This is a genomic window from Brachybacterium netajii (SeqCode) (assembly GCF_054114245.1).
Window position 1 is genome coordinate 32,255 of sequence record NZ_JBSYXB010000002.1, and the last position, 18,817, is coordinate 51,071.

15 protein-coding genes are annotated in these 18,817 nt (G+C 71.5%); 13 read left to right on the top strand and 2 right to left on the bottom strand.

Annotation, left to right across the window (positions count from 1 at the left end):
* The first annotated feature begins 400 nt into the window (after nucleotides 1–400).
* The 12 genes from thrS (at nucleotide 401) to ACXET9_RS03980 (ending at nucleotide 14,696) form a co-directional block, all read left to right on the top strand.
* Nucleotides 401–2,401, top strand: coding sequence for a threonine--tRNA ligase (thrS, locus tag ACXET9_RS03925; protein ID WP_457885034.1), 2,001 nt, complete (start codon nucleotides 401–403; stop codon nucleotides 2,399–2,401).
* Between the two features lie 140 nt (nucleotides 2,402–2,541).
* A complete protein-coding gene (locus ACXET9_RS03930; protein ID WP_457885855.1) occupies nucleotides 2,542–3,087 on the top strand; it encodes an HIT family protein in 546 nt (181 codons plus the stop codon).
* Between the two features lie 72 nt (nucleotides 3,088–3,159).
* Entirely contained in the window at nucleotides 3,160–4,509 is a 1,350-nt protein-coding gene (locus ACXET9_RS03935; protein WP_457885036.1) for a PrsW family intramembrane metalloprotease, read from the top strand.
* Between the two features lie 170 nt (nucleotides 4,510–4,679).
* Nucleotides 4,680–5,438 carry a YebC/PmpR family DNA-binding transcriptional regulator gene (locus ACXET9_RS03940; RefSeq protein WP_457885038.1) on the top strand — a complete coding sequence of 253 codons (759 nt, stop codon included), beginning with the start codon at nucleotides 4,680–4,682 and terminating at the stop codon, nucleotides 5,436–5,438.
* 81 nt (nucleotides 5,439–5,519) lie between these two features.
* Nucleotides 5,520–6,110 carry a crossover junction endodeoxyribonuclease RuvC gene (ruvC, locus tag ACXET9_RS03945; protein ID WP_457885039.1) on the top strand — a complete coding sequence of 197 codons (591 nt, stop codon included), beginning with the start codon at nucleotides 5,520–5,522 and terminating at the stop codon, nucleotides 6,108–6,110.
* 26 nt (nucleotides 6,111–6,136) lie between these two features.
* Nucleotides 6,137–6,754: a Holliday junction branch migration protein RuvA gene (ruvA, locus tag ACXET9_RS03950; protein ID WP_457885041.1), complete on the top strand. Its 618-nt coding sequence runs from the start codon at nucleotides 6,137–6,139 to the stop codon at nucleotides 6,752–6,754.
* Between the two features lie 5 nt (nucleotides 6,755–6,759).
* The gene (gene ruvB, locus ACXET9_RS03955) at nucleotides 6,760–7,812 is read left to right on the top strand and encodes a Holliday junction branch migration DNA helicase RuvB (protein ID WP_457885856.1); all 1,053 of its coding nucleotides are present in this window, start codon (nucleotides 6,760–6,762) and stop codon (nucleotides 7,810–7,812) included.
* Between the two features lie 201 nt (nucleotides 7,813–8,013).
* Entirely contained in the window at nucleotides 8,014–8,385 is a 372-nt protein-coding gene (gene yajC / locus ACXET9_RS03960) for a preprotein translocase subunit YajC (protein ID WP_457885043.1), read from the top strand.
* A 143-nt stretch (nucleotides 8,386–8,528) separates the two neighbouring features.
* Nucleotides 8,529–10,466, top strand: a complete 1,938-nt coding sequence (secD, locus tag ACXET9_RS03965; RefSeq protein WP_457885045.1) for a protein translocase subunit SecD — start codon at nucleotides 8,529–8,531, stop codon at nucleotides 10,464–10,466.
* A complete protein-coding gene (secF, locus tag ACXET9_RS03970) occupies nucleotides 10,463–11,497 on the top strand; it encodes a protein translocase subunit SecF (RefSeq protein ID WP_457885047.1) in 1,035 nt (344 codons plus the stop codon). Before secD ends, secF begins: the two co-directional genes overlap by 4 nt.
* Nucleotides 11,498–11,579: 82 nt before the next feature.
* Nucleotides 11,580–12,137, top strand: a complete 558-nt coding sequence (locus ACXET9_RS03975) for an adenine phosphoribosyltransferase (RefSeq protein WP_457885049.1) — start codon at nucleotides 11,580–11,582, stop codon at nucleotides 12,135–12,137.
* 126 nt (nucleotides 12,138–12,263) lie between these two features.
* The gene (locus tag ACXET9_RS03980; RefSeq protein WP_457885051.1) at nucleotides 12,264–14,696 is read left to right on the top strand and encodes a RelA/SpoT family protein; all 2,433 of its coding nucleotides are present in this window, start codon (nucleotides 12,264–12,266) and stop codon (nucleotides 14,694–14,696) included.
* Here ACXET9_RS03980 and ACXET9_RS03985 read toward each other — a convergent pair.
* Nucleotides 14,633–15,361, bottom strand: a complete 729-nt coding sequence (locus ACXET9_RS03985) for a hypothetical protein (protein ID WP_457885053.1) — start codon at nucleotides 15,359–15,361, stop codon at nucleotides 14,633–14,635. The two genes, ACXET9_RS03980 and ACXET9_RS03985, sit on opposite strands and share 64 nt — an antisense overlap.
* 183 nt (nucleotides 15,362–15,544) lie before the next feature.
* Nucleotides 15,545–17,158, bottom strand: coding sequence for a DUF349 domain-containing protein (locus tag ACXET9_RS03990; protein WP_457885055.1), 1,614 nt, complete (start codon nucleotides 17,156–17,158; stop codon nucleotides 15,545–15,547).
* Nucleotides 17,159–17,382: 224 nt separating this feature from the next.
* Here ACXET9_RS03990 and hisS point away from each other — a divergent pair, with 224 nt between their 5' ends.
* Nucleotides 17,383–18,732 (top strand): histidine--tRNA ligase, encoded by a 1,350-nt coding sequence (hisS, locus tag ACXET9_RS03995; protein WP_457885057.1) that lies wholly within the window; start codon nucleotides 17,383–17,385, stop codon nucleotides 18,730–18,732.
* The last annotated feature ends 85 nt before the right edge of the window (nucleotides 18,733–18,817 follow it).

Sequence of the window (18,817 nt, forward strand, 5' to 3'; positions counted from 1 at the left end):
GGAATGTCCGACAATCGGATGCGCGGATGCGCGGCGGCTCCGACGTCGCAGGGATCGCGTGAGGCGGGGCACGTCGCCATGCAGGGCGCCGGGAGCGCGCCGACGGGCGGACGAGGGTGCGCGTACGGCCGCCGACGAGCTCGACGCGGTGGTGACGATGCAGGTCACGCACCCTGCGGAGCGTCGGAGCGGCAACCCGGGGCGGGCACGATCGGGGATGCGGCCGGTCGTCGGCCGACGGAGCCGTCCGCGGCGTGCACGAGATCACGCGGGCGCGGGGCGGCGATCGACCGGTTGCGGAGGTCTCGCCCGGCCGTCGGAGGAGCCCGGGCGCACCGGTAGGATCGTCCGCGGAGCCGGCATCGTCGGCCGGCTCGACCCGAACAGCAAGGAGCAGCCCGTGGCACAGATCGCCATCACCCTCGACGGATCCCCCCAGCGCATCGAGGAGGGGACCACGGGCACCGAGCTCTTCGAGGGGCGCACCGAGATCATCGCGCTGCGCATCGACGGGGAGCTGCGGGACCTGTACACGCCGGTGTCCGACGGGCAGGCGGTCGACGGCGTCGCCCTCTCCAGCGACGACGGCCTCTCGATCCTCCGCCACAGCGCCGCGCACGTCCTCGCGCAGGCCGTGCAGAAGGTCAACCCGGACGCCAAGCTCGGCATCGGCCCGCCCATCACCGACGGCTTCTACTACGACTTCGACGTCGCCGAGCCCTTCACCCCCGAGTCGCTCAAGGCGCTCGAGAAGGAGATGGGTCGGATCGTCAAGGAGGGCCAGCGCTTCGTCCGTCGCGAGATCTCCGACGACGCCGCCCGCGCCGAGGAGGCCTCCGAGCCGTACAAGCTCGAGCTGATCGGTCTGAAGTCCAGCGCGTCCGACGCCGCCGAGGGTGCGAGCGTCGAGGTCGGCGAGGGCGGCCTGACGATGTACGACAACGTCAACCGGCGCGGCGAGGTGGTCTGGACGGACCTCTGCCGCGGCCCGCACCTGCCCTCCACCAAGCTGATCGGCAACGGCTTCGCGCTGACCCGCTCGGCCGCCGCCTACTGGCGGGGCAGCGAGAAGAACCCGATGCTGCAGCGCGTCTACGGCACCGCCTGGCCCACCAAGGACGAGCTGCGCGCCCACCAGGAGCGCCTCGCCGAGGCCGAGCGCCGCGACCACCGGCGCCTGGGCAGCGAGCTCGACCTGTTCTCCTTCCCCGACGAGGTCGGGTCCGGACTGCCGGTCTTCCACCCCAAGGGCGCGATGATCCGCATGGAGATGGAGGACTACTCGCGGCGTCGGCACGTCGAGGCCGGCTACTCCTTCGTCAACACCCCGCACATCACGAAGAAGAACCTCTTCGAGACCTCGCGGCACCTGGACTGGTACTCCGAGGGCATGTACCCCCCGATGCACGTCGACGAGGAGCGCGACGCCGAGGGCAACATCACCAAGCAGGGCCAGGACTACTACCTCAAGCCCATGAACTGCCCGATGCACAACCTCGTCTACCGCTCCCGCGGTCGCTCGTACCGGGAGCTCCCGCTGCGGCTGTTCGAGTTCGGGCATGTCTACCGCTACGAGAAGTCCGGGGTCGTGCACGGTCTCACCCGCGCCCGCGGGTTCACGCAGGACGACGCGCACATCTACGCGACCCGCGAGCAGATGCGCGACGAGCTCGCGAGCCTGCTGACCTTCGTGCTCGACCTCCTGCGCGACTACGGCCTCGATGACTTCTACCTCGAGCTGTCCACGCGGGATCCCGAGAAGTCCGTCGGCGACGACGCCACCTGGGAGGAGGCGACCCGCACCCTCGAGGAGGTCGCGACGGCCTCCGGCCTCGACCTGGTCCCGGATCCGGGCGGCGCGGCCTTCTACGGCCCGAAGATCTCCGTCCAGGCGAAGGACGCGATCGGCCGCACCTGGCAGCTCTCGACCATCCAGCTGGACTTCTTCGAGCCCGAGCTCTTCGAGCTCGAGTACACCGCGCCGGACGGCTCGCGGCAGCGCCCGGTGATGATCCACCGCGCCCTGTTCGGCTCGATCGAGCGCTTCTTCGGCGTGCTCCTCGAGCACTACGCCGGTGCGTTCCCGGTGTGGCTGGCGCCCGTCCAGGTCGTCGGCATCCCGGTCGCGGGGGAGTACGCCCCGTATCTCGACGAGATCGCCGCGAAGCTCCGGGCGCACGGCGTGCGCGTCGAGGTCGACGCCTCCGACGACCGCATGCAGAAGAAGATCCGCACGCACACCAAGGAGAAGGTCCCCTACCTGCTGATCGCCGGCGGCGAGGACCAGGAGAAGGGCGCGGTCTCCTTCCGCATGCGCGACGGCAGCCAGGACAACGGCATCCCCGTGGACGAGGCCGTGGAGCGGATCGTCGCCGCGATCCGCGACAAGGCGCAGGTGTGACCGTCCTCCCTCGCGGTCCCGAGGACCCGGCGTCGGCCCCCGCGCCGACGCCGGGCGTCGGGCCCGCATCCGGCGTCGGGCCCGCGTCCGGTGGCGGTCCCGCATCCGGTGGCGGTCCCGCGGGCGCCGCCGGGCCGGAGCTGGAGGAGGCGGAGTCCTTCGCGGGCGTCCCCGACGGCGTGCAGCGGCTGTGGACACCCCATCGGATGGCGTACATCGGCGGCGAGAACAAGCCCGAGGATCCGCATGACGACGTCCGCTGCCCCTTCTGCGCCGGTCCGCGGCGGAGCGACGAGGACGCCCTGATCGTCCATCGCGGCAAGGTCGCCTACGCGATCCTCAACCTCTACCCGTACAACTCCGGGCACCTGCTGGTGTGCCCCTACCGGCACGTCGCCGACTACACGGAGCTGACGGAGGAGGAGGTCGTCGAGGTCGCGGCGATCACGCGGACGGCCATGCGGGTGATCCGCGAGGTCTCCGGCCCCGACGGGTTCAACCTCGGGATGAACCAGGGCCCCGTCGCCGGTGCCGGGATCGCCGCCCATCTGCACCAGCACGTGGTGCCCCGCTGGCTCGGCGACGCGAACTTCCTGCCGATCGTCGGCCGCACGAAGGCGGTCCCGATCCTGCTGGGGGAGACCCGCCGCCTCTATGCGGAGGCCTGGCCGCAGGACCTGGACTAGCATGACCGACGCCTCGGGCTCGACCCCCGGGACGACTGGCCGACGACCGTCTGGCGCGAGGAGACCGCACCGATGAGCACGATCCCTGCCCCGCCGAGCCCGCCGCGCGCCGCGCCGTCCCACCCCGGCGCGCCGAGGCCGGGCGCGCCGCTGGGCGGACCGGCGGCCGCGGGAGCTGCGCCGACGGGATACGGCTACGACGTCGAGCGCCGCGATCCGCGCGGGCCGAGCCGGATGGGTGCCGGCGGGCCGGGCCGTGCGAAGGGCCGACGGGCCTGGGTGCAGTGGATCAGCTGGGGCATCCCGATCCTCGTGCTGATCGCCATCGCCATCGGCGTGTACATCCTCGCGATCCGCCCCATGGGGGTGGGCACCTCCCTCGTCGCCTTCACTGCGGCCCTGGTGCCGGTGGCGATCGTGCTGAGCGCCGTGTGGTGGATCGACCGCTACACGCCGCAGCCGCGCCTGACCCTCGTCTACGCCTTCATCTGGGGGGCGGCCGGCTCGGTCGCGCTGACCTTCCTCTTCGGCGGCGTCTTCACCTCGTGGATCACCCCGGAGGAACCCAGCGAGCTCGTCGCCGACTTCCTGGGGGCGGTGATCCAGGCGCCGGTGATCGAGGAGTCGACGAAGTCGCTTGGCCTGATCGCCCTGGTCTGCTGGGGCCGACGCTTCATCGGCGGCCCGATCGACGGCGTGGTCTACGCCGTGCTGATCGCCGCCGGCTTCGCCTTCACCGAGAACATCCTCTACTTCGGCCAGTCGTTCCTGCAGGCGCAGGCGGCGGGGGAGGTCGCCGTGTTCTGGCAGACCTTCTTCCTGCGCGGGCTCCTCTCCCCGTTCGCGCACGCATCGTTCACCGCGCTGTGCGGCCTGGGTCTCGGGATCGCCGCCGAGCGGCGCTCGGTGATGCTGTACGCGGGCCTCGGCATCGGAGGCCTCGCCCTCGGGATGTCCCTGCACGCCCTGTGGAACGGATCGACCTTCTTCATCGAGGTCGATCCGGAGCGGCCGCTGGCCGGGTTCCTGCAGTACTACGCCATCGTGCAGGTGCCGATCTTCGTGCTGCTGGCGGGTCTGGTGCTGTTCCTCCGGCTGCGGGAGAAGAGGATCCTGCGCCGACAGCTGGCCGACTACGGGAGAGCCGGCTGGTTCTCGCCGGAGGAGGTCGGGATGCTGGTCTCGATGCGCTCCCGACGCCGGGCCGAGCGCTGGGCGGCGCGGCACGGAGCGGTCGCCCGCAAGGGCATGCGGGATCTGATCCTCGCGTCCGTCGAGCTCGGCATGGAGCGCCATGGCGTGCTGCACGGCCGCCAGACGGAGCGCACCCGGATGCGCGAGCGCGAGCTGCTCGAGCGCATCACCGCCGATCGTCGGATGGTGGCGGCACTGGCCTCCCCGGTCGTGCCCGGGGCCGTCTGAGGGGGCCGTCTGAGGGGGCCGTCCGCCGGAATCCTCGAGCCCCATGAGACCGGAGCGGGCCCGCCCTCGGAGCGGCGATCGGGTCGAGCGCGGAGCGGATCCAGGGGCCATGCGGCGCCTGCCCGTATGATGGGGCGGCAATCCACCCCATCACGGCCGTGAGGAGACCGATGTCCGGGCATTCCAAGTGGGCGACCACGAAGCACAAGAAGGCGGCGCTCGACGCCAAGCGAGGGAAGCTCTTCGCCAAGCTGGTCAAGAACATCGAGGTCGCCGCGCGCGTCGGAGGCCCTGATCCCGCAGGGAACCCGACGCTGTTCGACGCCATCCAGAAGGCGAAGAAGACGTCGGTGCCGAACGACAACATCGACCGCGCCGTCAAGCGCGGCGGCGGCCTGGACGGCGGCGGCGTCGACTACGAGACCCTGATGTACGAGGGCTACGCCCCGGGCGGCGTCGCCCTGCTGGTCGAGTGCCTCACCGACAACAAGAACCGTGCGGTCTCCGAGGTCCGCCTGGCCTTCAGCCGCAACGGCGGCAACATGGCCGACTCCGGGTCGGTGTCGTACATGTTCGAGCGCAAGGGCGTCGTCTCGGTCCCCAAGGGCGATCTGACGGAGGACGCGCTGCTCGAGGTCGTCCTCGACGCCGGCGCCGAGGAGATCACCGACGAGGGCGAGAGCTTCGAGATCATCTCGGACGCCTCCGACTTCGTGGCCGTGCGCACTGCTCTGCAGGAGGCCGGGATCGACTACGACAGCGCCGAGGCGCAGTTCGTCCCGAACATGCGGACCCCCGTGGACCTCGACGGAGCGCAGAAGGTCCTGCGCCTGATCGACGCCCTCGAGGACAGCGACGACGTGCAGAACGTCTTCTCGAACCTCGACATCCCCGCCGACGTGGCGGCGCAGCTGGAGGCCGAGGACTGATCCTCCCCGACGGACCCCGGCCCGAGCACGGGCCGGGGTCCGTCGCATCCGGGGCCGTCGCATCACGAGGAGGAGGACGTCATGACGCTGAGGGTGATGGGGATCGATCCCGGGCTGACGCGCTGCGGCATCGGCGTCGTGGACTCCCTGGGCGGGCGGCGCGCGCGGATGGTCACGGCGACGGTCGTGCGCTCGGGCTCGCAGGACACCATCGATCAGCGGCTGCTCGAGATCTCGCGCGGCATCGCCGCGGCGATCGACGAGTTCGGGCCCGATGCCGTCGCGGTCGAACGCGTCTTCAGCCAGAACAACCTCTCGACGGTGATGGGGACGGCGCAGGTGTCGGGCGTCGCGATCCTGGCGGCCGCCGAGCGGGGCATCCCGGTCGCGCTGCACACCCCCTCGGAGGTCAAGGCCGCGGTCACGGGCAGCGGCCGCGCGGACAAGAAGCAGATCCAGGCCGTCCTCGTGCGGATCCTCGGACTGGATGCCCCTCCGCAGCCGGCCGATGCGGCGGACGCCGTCGCGATCGCCCTCACCCAGCTGTGGAAGGGGACCGGCCCGGTGCAGAAGGATGCGACGGGGCGCGCCCGCACGAGCGCGCAGGCGACCTGGGCGGAGGCCGAGCGTCGGGCCCGACTCGCCCGGGAGCGCTCGACATCCCGCTCCTGATCGAACATCCGTTCTAGAGTGATGCCGTGATCGCTTCTCTCACCGGGCGCGTGGCCCGGATCGCCCTGGACGCCCTCGTGCTGGATGTCGGCGGCGTCGGCTACCTCGTGCGCACGACCCCCGAGGCTCTGACCGCCACCCGGCATGACGCGGAGCTGACGCTGCACACCGAGCTCGTCGTCCGCGAGGACTCGATGACGCTCTACGGGTTCCCGAGCCCGGAGGAGGCGGAGCTCTTCCGCATCGTCCAGTCCGTCTCCGGCATCGGCCCGCGCACCGCCCTCGCCGTGCTCGCGGTGATGTCGCCGCAGGAGCTGCATCGGGCGGTCCACGAGCAGGACGCCAAGACCATCACGCGCACCCCGGGCATCGGCCCGAAGGTCGCCGGGCGCATGATCCTGGAGCTGACCGGCAAGCTCCCCGCGCCCGATCCGGTCGACGAGGCCTCGAGCGCGGAGGTGCCCGCTCCGTCCGCGGCGGATGCGGACGTCGTGGCGGCGCTGACCGGTCTGGGCTGGCCGGAGAAGCCCGCCACCGCTGCGGTCGCCGCCGTGCAGGCCGGATACGACGAGGCGGGGGAGGCATCGCCGGACGCCGCCGCGCTGCTGCGCGAGGCGCTCCGTCGACTGGGCGGCGGCCGATGAGCGCCATGGCCGACGATCCGGCGGGCGCGGGCTCCCTGACGAGCGCCGAATCCGGCGCGCCGGAGCGGGCGGCGGAGTCCGCCCTGCGACCGCGACGGCTCGACGAGTTCGTCGGGCAGCGGGTCGTGCGCGAGCAGCTGTCGCTCGTCCTGGACGCGGCGACCGCCCGGGGCCGCGCCCCGGAGCATGTCCTGCTCTCGGGGCCGCCCGGCCTCGGCAAGACGACGCTGGCGATGATCGTCGCCGCGGAGCTCGGAGCGCCGCTGCGGATCACCTCGGGGCCGGCGATCCAGCACGCCGGCGACCTGGCGGCGATCCTCTCCTCCCTGGAGGAGGGGGAGGTCCTGTTCATCGACGAGGTCCATCGCCTCGCGCGCCCCGCGGAGGAGATGCTCTACATCGCGATGGAGGACTTCCGGGTCGATGTGGTGGTCGGCAAGGGCGTCGGCGCGACCTCGATCCCCCTGGACCTGCCGCTGTTCACCGTCGTCGGAGCGACCACGCGCGCCGGTCTGCTCCCGGCGCCGCTGCGCGACCGCTTCGGCTTCGTCGGGCATCTGGACTTCTATGCGGTCGACGAGCTCCACGAGGTGGTGGTCCGCTCGGCGGACCGTCTCGGCGTGGGCATCGACGTGGAGGCCGCGGCGGAGATCGCCTCCCGGGCGCGGGGCACGCCCCGCATCGCGAACCGTCTTCTGCGCCGGGTGCGTGACTGGGCGCAGGTGAAAGGGTCGGGCGCGCTCGATCTCGCCGCCGCGCGCGAGGCGCTGCGCGTGTACGAGGTCGACGAGCGCGGGCTGGATCGGCTCGACCGGGCCGTGCTCGGCGTGCTCTGCCGACGCTTCGGCGGCGGACCCGTGGGGCTGTCGACCCTCGCGGTCGCCGTCGGCGAGGAGACCGAGACCGTCGAGACCATGGTGGAGCCCTATCTCGTCCGCGAGGGGTTCCTCCTGCGCACCCCGCGCGGGCGGGCGGCCGCTCCCGCCGCCTGGGAGCACCTGGGTCTCGAGGCGCCGGAGGGCGAGGACGGCATCGCACCGATGCTGGGCCGGTTCTGAGCCGGCGCTGAGACGGCGCTGACCCGGTTCAGGCGGTCGGTTCCGAGCTGATCCCGCCCCTCGGGCGTGATGCACGGCATAGCAAGGTCGCTCCCGGGGAGAGCCGAGGAACTGCGGGTACAGTGAGGCGGTCAGTCGCCAGCGGCTGGTCCTGGCCCGCGCCGTCGGCGCCGGTCGAACCCGTCCGCCGAAAGGAACCCCGTGGATCTCCTGCCCCTCCTGCTCATCTTCGCCGTCATGATGCTCCCGCTGCTGTTCATGTCGAACAGGCAGAAGAAGGCCCAGCGCGCCCATCAGGATCTGGTGAAGTCGCTCGGCATCGGCGACGAGGTCCGTACGCACTCCGGCTTCTACGGCCTGATCGTCGAGGAGTTCGACGACGTCGTCATCCTGGAGTCCGAGTCCGGCGCGCAGACGAAGTGGGCCCGTCAGGCCATCGCCGGCAAGGCCGAGCCGCTGGTGCCCGAGGTCGAGGAGAGCGCGGCCGACGAGTCGGGCTCCGCGTCGAGCGATTTCGCCGACGGCGAGGTGCCCGGCGTCACCTCCCGCGACGACGACTCCGGCCGTCGCTGACCCTGCCGTTCCGATCGACCGGGTCGATCATGGCGATCCTGTCCGTCGGGGCGATCGGGTCGATCGTCCCGACATGATCGTCAGCCCGATGGCTCCGCCCTCGGGCCCCATCTGTCCATCTCCCAGCTGAGGACCACCGCACCATGCCCGCACGTCGCATCGCCCTCGGGGCTCTCGCGGTACTCATCCTGCTGCTCGGCGGCGGGATCGGTGCCGGCGTCTGGAAGGCCGACTGGGATCCCGCGCCCAAGCTCGCCCTCGATCTCGAGGGAGGCACGCAGGTCGTCCTGGCGGCTTCGACCACCGACGGCTCCGCCATCGATCGCGATGCCATGGAGCAGGCCCGGCAGATCATCGCCCAGCGCGTGAACGCGATGGGCGTCGGCGAGACCGAGATCTCCGTCCAGGGCGGCACCAACATCGTCGTCGACGTGCCGGGCACCCTGGACCAGCAGACCTCGGACGCGTTGCGCGCGACCGCCATGATGTCCTTCCGCCCGGTCCTCGGAGTGGTGTCGCCGGAGGGGACCTCCGCCTCCGACTCCGGCTCCGACGTCTCGGACGGCGGCGACAGCGCGGACACGGGGGAGCAGTCCTCCACCGCGGACGAGACGCAGGCGCTCGAGGACGAGGCGGCGGCCGAGGACAGCGGGGACACCGAGCCCGCGGAGGCGGCCGATCCCTCGCAGACCCTCTTCTCCGGCGTCCTGAGCACCGACTCCTCGCTCGCGCCGGGCGATCTCCAGTACGACCCCTGGTCGCTCGAGTGGCTCGACGAGGACCTCTCGACCGAGCTCATGGAGGTCGACTGCACCGACCCGTCCGCTCAGAAGGAGGCCAACGCCGACGCCGATCCCGATGCGGCGATCGTCGCCTGCAGCGACGACGGCACCCAGAAGCTCCTGCTGGGCCCCGAGGTCGTCGCCGGCTCCGGCGTGAAGACCGCGGGCGTCGGCGCCGAGACCAACTCCACCGGCCAGGCCACGGGCTACTACGTCGTGAACCTGGAGTTCCAGGAGGAGGCCGGCCAGGAGTTCTCCACCATGACCTCCGCGCTCTACAACGGCGAGGGCGCCACGACCGCCTTCGCGATCGTGCTGGACGGCGAGGTCATCTCGGCGCCGACCGTGGAGGGCGTCTCTGCCGACGGCAAGGCCTCGATCACCGGGAACTTCACCCAGGAGCAGGCGAAGCAGCTGGCCGACCAGCTGAAGTTCGGCGCGCTGCCGCTGCAGTTCGACGTGGCCTCCGAGCAGCAGATCTCCTCGACGCTGGGCTCGAACCAGCTGGAGATGGGCCTCATCGCCGGCCTCATCGGCCTGCTGCTGGTGGTGCTGTACGCGATCGGCCAGTACCGGGCGCTCGCGATCGTGACGACCACGAGCCTCGTGGTCATGGGCGGCCTCACCTACGCGGTCCTCACGGTGCTCTCGAACATCCCCGAGATCGGCTACCGGCTCTCCCTCGCCGGCGTCGCCGGCCTGATCGTGGCCATCGCGTTCACCGCGGACTCCTTCATCGTGTACTTCGAGCGCGTCCGCGACGAGATCCGCGACGGACGCGGGATCGTCGCCGCGGTCGACCACGGCTGGGACCGCGCCAAGCGCACGATCCTGGCCTCGGACTCCGTCAACCTGATCGCGGCGATCGTGCTGTACGTGCTCTCCACCGGAAGCGTCCGCGGCTTCGCCTTCGTCCTGGGCGTCACCACGGTGCTGGACCTGGTGATCGTCTTCCTGTTCACGCACCCGATCCTGCAGACGCTCGTGCGGACCCGGTTCTTCGGGAAGGGGCACCCGATGAGCGGGCTCGATCCGGCGATGCTGGGTCGCAGCCTCCCGGCCTACGCCGGGCGCGGACGCATCCGCACCGCCGCCGACCGCGCCGGGGACCCCGAGGCGGGGGAGCGCCGCGAGACCCTCGCCGAGCGCAAGGCGCGGCTCGCCCGCGAGCAGGCCGAGGGCACCGCGCCCGCCTCCGCCGACGGTGCGACAGCCGACGGCGCGACCGTCGACGATGCGACCATCGATGATGCCGCTTCGGAATCCGACCCGTCCGCTCCTGAGGAGGATGCACGATGAGCGAGGCCCTGTCCCGCTTCGGGAACTCCCTCCACGACGGAACCCGATCGCTGCCGATCGTGCGCCGCCGCCGCACCTGGTACCTGGCCAGCCTGATCATCCTGGTGCTGCTCGGATCCATCGCTGGCTTCCGCGGCGTGAACCTCGGCATCGACTTCACCGGCGGGTCCGAGTTCCAGATCCCCGCGGTGCAGACGACGGACCAGACAATCGCCCGCGACACCGTGCGCGACATGCTCCCGGACACGGAGCCGAAGATCACCGTCATCGGCGGCGACACCGTCCGCGTCCAGACCGAGCAGCTGGACTCCGAGCAGACCAATGCGCTCGCGGCGGATCTCGCCGAGGCGTACGGCGTGGACGCGGACACCGTCTCGGCGTCCTACATCGGTCCCGTGTGGAGCAGCGACATCACCGAGAAGATGCTCCGCGGCATCGTGGTGTTCCTGGTTTTCGTCGCGATCGCGATGGCGCTGTACTTCCGCGACGCCCGCGCCTCCGGTGCGGCGATGATCGCGCTGCTGCACGACATGCTGCTCACCGCCGCCGTCTACGGCGTCGTCGGATTCGAGGTCACCCCGGCGACCGTGATCGGCTTCCTGACGATCCTCGGCTACTCGCTGTACGACACGATCGTCGTCTTCGACAAGGTCCGCGAGAACACCGAGAGCCTGGTGCGAGCACCGCTGTCGGTCTATGCGGACCGGGTGGAGCTGGCCGCCAACCAGACCCTCGTGCGGTCCATCAACACCTCCGTCGTCGCGCTCCTGCCCGTCGGCTCGATCCTCGGGATCGGCGCGTTCGCGCTGGGCGCGGGGACGCTGAAGGACATCTCGCTCGCGCTCTTCGTCGGCATCCTCGTGGGCGCCTACTCCTCGATCTTCCTCGCCCCCGGCCTGCTCGTGGACCTCCACCGCCTGGGCGGTCGCGCCTCCGGCTCCGAATCGGCATCCGCGTCGGCAACCGAGTCGAGGGACAGCGCCGACGCAGGCGGCGCCACGACGACGGGGACCGCGGCGAGCACCGTCTGATCCCGTCCCCGCCCACCGGGGCGAGGACGATCCGCACCCATCGCGCCGACCTCGTCGGCGGACTATCCCGTCGAGGAACATCATGACGAACACCGAGACCGCGCCCACCGTCGAGCAGATCGAGGCGATCCGCCTCAGCCACATCGAGGAGTACCCGGACTTCCCCTCGCCGGGCGTCCTGTTCCGGGACATCACGCCGCTGCTGCGGGATGCCGCGGCGCTGCGCCAGGTGATCCGCCACTGGACGACGCTCCTGCCCGAGGGCATCGAGTACGTCGTCGGCACCGAGGCCCGCGGCTTCGTGCTGGGCGCGCCGCTCGCCTATGAGCTGGGCGCCGGATTCATCCCGGTGCGCAAGGCGGGCAAGCTCCCCGGCGACCCGGCGACGCTCAGCTACGACCTGGAGTACGGCAGCGCCACCATCCAGATCCCGCAGGGGGCGCTCCACCCCGGAGCCCGCACGCTCGTCCTCGACGATCTGCTGGCCACCGGGGGGACCGCCGCGGCGACCGTCGAGCTCGTCCGGAGCTTCGACGCCGAACTGCTCGGCGCGAGCTTCCTGATCGAGCTCGAGGGCCTCGGCGGGCGCGAGCTGCTCCCCGACGTTCCGATCACGACGGTCTGGAGCATCCCGAACTGATCCGGGCCCTCCCTCCGGCCTTCTCCTCCGGTCGTCTCCTCCGGGCCCTCCGTCTGCGCTCTGACGTCGAGGACGGATCACCCGCCCCGCGCGCGTAGACTGGCGCATCACAGCCAGGAGGTGGAGATGCCGGAGACCCCGTCGCAGAACGAGACCGCCAGCAGGACACCGGGCCCCGCCCCCGCGTCCCCGAGCTCGCCGTCGTCGCCCGCGGCCGAGCGGATCCCGGCACCGATCCCCGTGCCTGTGCCACGGCGCCCCCGCGCTCGCCGCTCGTTCTTCGGGGCCCGGGCCTCGACTGCCGTCGACCCGCTCCTGGCACCGCTGCTCGAGACCATCTCCTCGGTCAGCCCCAAGGAGGACCTCGCCCTCGTCCAGCGGGCCTTCACCGTCGCGGAGAAGGCCCATCGCGGCCAGATGCGGCGCAGCGGCGATCCCTACATCACGCATCCGGTGTCCGTCGCGACGATCCTCGCCGAGCTCGGGTCCCCGGCCGAGGTCGTCGCCGCAGCGCTCCTGCACGACACCGTCGAGGACACCGACTACTCCCTCGACGACCTGCGCGAGGACTTCGGCGAGGTCATCGCCGTCCTCGTCGACGGCGTGACGAAGCTGGACAAGGTCACCTACGGGGACGCCGCGCAGGCGGAGACCGTGCGCAAGATGATCGTGGCGATGAGCCGCGATGTGCGCGTGCTGCTCATCAAGCTCGCCGATCGCCTGCACAACGCGCGCACCTGGAAGTACGTGCCGGCCGCCTCCGCCGAGCGCAAGGCGAAGGAGACGCTGGAGATCTATGCGCCCCTCGCGCACCGCCTGGGCCTGAACACCATCAAGTGGGAGCTCGAGGACCGCTCCTTCCAGGTGCTGTACCCCAAGGTGTACGAGGAGATCGTCGCTCTCGTCGCCCAGCACGCCCCGGCCCGCGAGCAGTATCTGCGCACCGTCTCCACGCAGATCCTCGAGGACCTCAAGAAGGCCCGGATCAAGGCCGAGGTCACGGGGCGCCCCAAGCACTACTACTCGATCTACCAGAAGATGATCGTCCGCGGCCGCGACTTCACGGACATCTACGACCTGGTGGGAATCCGCGTCCTCGTGGACACCGTGCGCGACTGCTACGGGGTCCTCGGCACGCTGCACGCGCGCTGGTCGCCGGTGCCGGGCCGCTTCAAGGACTACATCGCGCTGCCGAAGTTCAACCTCTACCAGTCGTTGCACACCACGGTCATCGGGCCGACGGGCAAGCCGGTCGAGGTGCAGATCCGCACCCGGGAGATGCATCGTCGCGCCGAGTACGGCGTGGCCGCGCACTGGAAGTACAAGGCGATGGCCGGTAGCTCCGACGGCGGGGGATCGCGTCCCGGCGGCGGCAACGAGGCGGCCTGGCTGCGCCAGCTGATGGACTGGCAGAAGGACACGACCGACTCGGGGGAGTTCCTCGACTCGCTGCGCTTCGAGATCAACACGCAGGAGGTCTACGTCTTCACCCCCAAGGGGGACGTGCTGGCGCTGCCGCAGGGGTCCACCCCCGTGGACTTCGCGTACTCGGTGCACACCGAGGTCGGCCACCGCACCATCGGTGCCCGCGTCAACGGGCGGCTGGTCTCGCTGGAGTCCGCGCTGTCCACGGGCGATGTCGTCGAGGTCTTCACCTCGAAGTCGCCGGATGCGGGACCGAGCCGCGACTGGCTCGGCTTCGTGCGCTCCGCGCGGGCGCGGACGAAGATCCGCCAGTGGTTCTCCAAGGAGCGCCGCGAGGAGGCGCTCGAACGCGGGAAGGAGGAGCTCGCGAAGGCCCTGCGCCGTCAGGACCTGCCGATGCGACGCCTGCTGACGCATGACACGCTCGCAGCCGTCGCCCGCGACCTCAACCTGCCGTCCGTCGACGCGCTGTACACCTCGGTGGGCGAGGGCCATACGGGCGCCCAGCATGTCGTGGACAAGCTCCGCGCGCTGTTCGGCGGCACCGCCGGTGCCGAGGAGGACCTCGCCGAGACGACCGTCCCGTCGCGTGCGCGGACCCGTCCGAAGGATCGGACGGAGAGGCACACCTCCGAGACCGACCAGGGCGTGGTGGTCGACGGCCAGACCGATCTCTGGGTCAAGCTCGCCAAGTGCTGCGGCCCGGTGCCCGGGGACCCGATCGTCGGCTTCGTGACGCGCGGGTCGGGCATCTCCGTGCACCACGCGGACTGCGCCAACGCGGTCCAGCTCTCCGAGCAGCAGCCCGACCGGATGGTCCCCGTCAGCTGGTCCGGACGGCACGGTGCGGCGTACCTGGTGCACATCAAGGTGGAGGCGCTCGATCGGCCGCGTCTGCTGACGGATCTCGCGCTGGTGATCTCCGAGCAGCAGGTGAACCTGCAGTCCGCCTCGGCCCAGTCGAATGCGGACCGCCTCGCCACGACCTTCTTCTCCTTCGAGCTCGCCGACCCCTCGCATCTGCAGTCGGTGCTCGCACAGGTGCGGCGCGTGGAGGGCGTCTACGACGTCTACCGCGTGACCGCCGACGGGAAGCCCGTCGGCTCGGGCGCACCTCTGACGCCGGCGAGCTGAGCACGGCGGGAGATCACCCGCGGCCGCGGGAAGACGCAGACCCAGGGATCGTCGACAGCGAGAGCGGCGGCGAGGGCGGCGGCCTCCGCGAGACGCAGGCGCACGGCGGGCGCCGCCGGATGGCGTCGCATCGACGCCAGGGCCTGCTCCGCCTCCTCCGCCGTCACATGGCCCGCGGCGATCAGCCCCGCGGCCGCGGCGGTGCGTGCGGGCGAGGGATCGAACCGCAGCAGGTCGAAGCAGGTGCGTGCCGGAACGGTCAGGGGGGCACCGGCGAGGGTCTCCACCTCGTGCGGACGCAGTCGGCTGTTGCGGAGCATAGTCCCGGCGAGGGCGCCGCGATGCGTCGTCGAGACGATCTCGATGGACGCGGGCGGGTGACCGCCGAGCCGCACCCAGGCGGCGGTGATCCCGGTGACCACGTGATGCGGACGAAGCCAGGTTCCGAGAGCGGCGCCGACGGCGAGGATCCGCGGCACCGCTCCGCCGGCGAGCACATCGGGCGGGACGTACAGGCCCGGGCGGAGTCGCACGGCGAGGCCTTCGTGCACGAGGGACTCCGCCCCCGGCCCCTCCGGCCAGGAGACGAGGGCGCGGACGACGGGCTCTGCGAGCTCGGCGGCATGCGTCGACCAGGCGGAGCACGGAGCGGGTTCCTCGAGCATCCTCCGACCATGGGCCCTCGCGGCCCCGACGGCAACCGCCCCACCCGTCCTTGTGGACGGATGGGGCGGGGGGAGGAGTGCTCCGGGCGGTCGCGCGGTGGGCGCGGGCACGGGGGTCCTCAGAACGCCGGGATCGGCTGCGGGCCGCTCTCAGCCGGGGCCTGTCGCAGCCGCGGGCCGGTCTCAGCCGAGATCGCGTGCGGAGCGCTCGATCACGGAGAGCCACTCGCGGCGGGCCTCGAGGGCCGCCTCGGCCTCGGCGATGCGGGCGGGGTCGCCGCCGGCGCGGGCCTTGTCGAGGGCCTCCTCATAGGAGGCGATCGCCGACTGCAGCTGCGAGGAGGCGCCCTCGACGCGCGCGCGGGTGCGCGGGTCGGTACGGCGCCACTCGTCCTCCTCGGCCTTCTTCACCGAGCGCTCGACGGCACGGAGGCGCTCCTCGACGCGGCGCATGTCGTTGCGCGGCACCTTGCCGGCGTCCTCCCAGCGGTCCTGGACGGAGCGGAGCTTCTCCTTCGCGGCCTCGAGGTCCTTCGTCGGGTCGATCGACGCGGCCTCCTCGAGCAGGGACTCCTTGACCGCGAGGTTCGCCCGCTGCTCCTCGTCGGTCGCGTGGAGGTCCGCGTTGCGGGCCTCGAAGAAGCGGTCCTGGGCCGCCTTGAAGCGCGCCCACTGCTCGTCGTCCTTCTTGCGGCCGCCGCGCGGAGCCGAGCGCCACTCGTCCATGAGCGCCTTGTACTCGCGGACCGTCGGCCCCCAGTCGGTGGAGTCCTGCATCGCCTCGGCGCGGGCGATCAGCGCCTCCTTCGTGCGGGCGGCCTCCTCATGCTTCTCGTCGAGCTGGGAGAAGAACTGCTTGCGACGGCGATCGAAGGTCGAGCGGGCCGCGGACAGTCGCTTCCACAGCGCGTCCTCGGTCGCCCGGTCGAGGGAGACGTCCTCGGACTGCATCGTCTTCCAGTCCGGGACCATGCGACGCATGGTCTCCCCGGCGCTCTTCCAGGAGATCTGCTCCGGCGGCGTCGCGACGAGGGCCTCGATGGACTCGACGAAGGCGGTGCGTCGGGCGACGGCCTGCTCGCGGGCCGCGACGCGCTGCGACTCGAGCTGCTGGATCTTCTCCTTGGCGGACTCGCGCAGCGTGTGCGCACGCGCACGCAGGGCCGGGATGTCACCGACGACCTGGGGCTCCTTCATGTTCTTGCGAAGCGTCTCGAGGAGCCTGTTGAGCTCGTTGTGCGTGTGCTCGGGGGCGGCGAGCTTCTTCTCGGTGAGGTCGAGGAACGCCACGAGATCGAGGTACGCGTGCGCGAAGGGCGTCAGCGCGGCGTCGGCGTCGACGGGCGCCCCGTCTTCTGCCGGCGCCGTTCCGACGGTCCGGACCTGGGTGCCGTCCTGCACCGTCACGGTGCCGTCCTCGGCGACGGCGCCGAAGGTCTTGGCGGCGGCGACCTGCTCGTCGTCGTACTCCGTGACGGTCGGCGCCGCCGGCAGCAGCGGGGCCGTGGGCTTGCGGCCCGCGAGCGCGGCCGGGGATGCGCCGGCGGGCTTCGGCCCCGGCACGGGTCGCGGGGATCGGGGTGCCGACGGTCGGGGCGTCGGAGCCTGGGCCGTCGTCGGGGCCTCGGGCACGGTGGCGGTGGCCTCGGTCGGGGACTCTGCCCCGGTCTCGGACGGGGACTCGGACGGCTGGGCCGTCGCCTCCTCCGGGGCCGCGGTCTCTGTCGTGGTCGCCTCGTCGGAGGCGGTGCCGTCCTGGACGGAGTCGGCGGGGAGGGGGGTCTCGGACTCGCTCACGATCGAGCTCCTTCTGAGGATTCCGCTGCGGGGCGGGACACTGCCGCCTGTCAGGGCGGCCGGGCGGGACGGCGGCGGAACCCAGGTCGGGAACCGCCGTTCCACGGAACTCTACAGCGACGGGGGCGCTTCCTCGCCTCCGTTCACCAGGGGCGGCAGAGCTCGGTTCCGCAGGGGATAATGGTCCGGCCCCCTCCATCGAACGATCAGAAGGACCGCACCGCATGGCGAAGATCTCCGCCCTCTCCGGATTCCCCGAGTGGCTCCCCGCCGAGCGCCTCGTCGAGCAGCACGTCATCGACGTGTTCCGTGAGGTCGCCGAGCTCCATGGGTTCTCAGGCATCGAGACGCGAGCGGTCGAGCCCATGGAGCAGCTTCTGCGCAAGGGCGAGATCGACAAGGAGGTCTACGTCCTGCGTCGCCTGCATGCCGAGGAGGGCGAGGAGGCCGCCGAGGCCGCCGATGCCTCCCGCCAGCTCGGGCTGCACTTCGATCTCACCGTGCCGCTCGCGCGCTACGTGCTCGAGCACCAGAACGATCTGGCCTTCCCCTTCCGACGATTCCAGATCCAGAAGGTGTGGCGGGGAGAGCGCCCGCAGGACGGCCGCTTCCGCGAGTTCTACCAGGCCGATCTCGATGTCGTGGGCCAGGACTCCCTGCCCGGTCACATCGAGGCCGAGGTCGCGATCGTGATGGCGGAGATCCTCCGACGCCTCCCGCTGCCGGAGGTGAGGATCCACGCGAACACGCGGCGCCTGTCCGAGGGCTTCTTCCGCTCGATCGGCGTCGAGGACCGTGCGGCGGTCCTGCGCAGCCTCGACAAGCTGCCGAAGATCGGTGCGGAGGCGGTCCGCGCTCTGCTGCTCTCCGACGCCGGCGCCACGCCCGAGCAGGCCGACGCCTGCCTCGCCTTCGCCGCGATCCGCACCCGCGACGCCTCCTTCGCGCAGAAGGTCCGCGACCTCGGAGGCAGCGGGGAGATGGTCGAGGAGGGCATCGCCGAGCTCACCGCCGTCGTGGAGCGGGTGGAGGCCGCGGTCCCGGGCGTGATCGTCGCCGACCTGTCCATCGCGCGCGGGCTCGACTACTACACGGGCACCGTCTTCGAGAGCTTCATCGCGGGGCACGAGGGCCTCGGCTCGATCTGCTCGGGCGGCCGCTACGACTCGCTCGCGCAGGACAACCGCCACACGTACCCGGGCGTGGGGCTGTCGATCGGCCTGTCGCGGCTGGTCTCGCGCATGCTCTCGGCGAAGCTCGTCGAGCCCAGCCGCTCGGTGCCGACCTGCGTCCTGGTCTCGGTGACCGACGAGGAGTCGCGAGCGCTCAGCGACGCCGTCGCCCGGGACCTCCGCACCCGGGGGATCTCCTGCGAGGTCGCGCCGACCGCGGCGAAGCTCGGCAAGCAGATCCGCTACGCGGATCGTCGAGGCATCCCGTTCGTCTGGTTCCCCTCCGCCGAGCCCGGTGCCGACGAGGTCAAGGACATCCGCACAGGGGAGCAGGCCGTCGCCGAGGCGACGAGCTGGGAGCCGCCGGCGGAGGACCGCGGAGTGCGCATCCTGGCGCTGTGAGGCGTCGGCGGCGGACCGAAGGGTTTATCGCCTGCGGGCCGGTCTGCCGCCTGCGGGCCGGTCCACTGCCTGTGAGCCGTCTCAC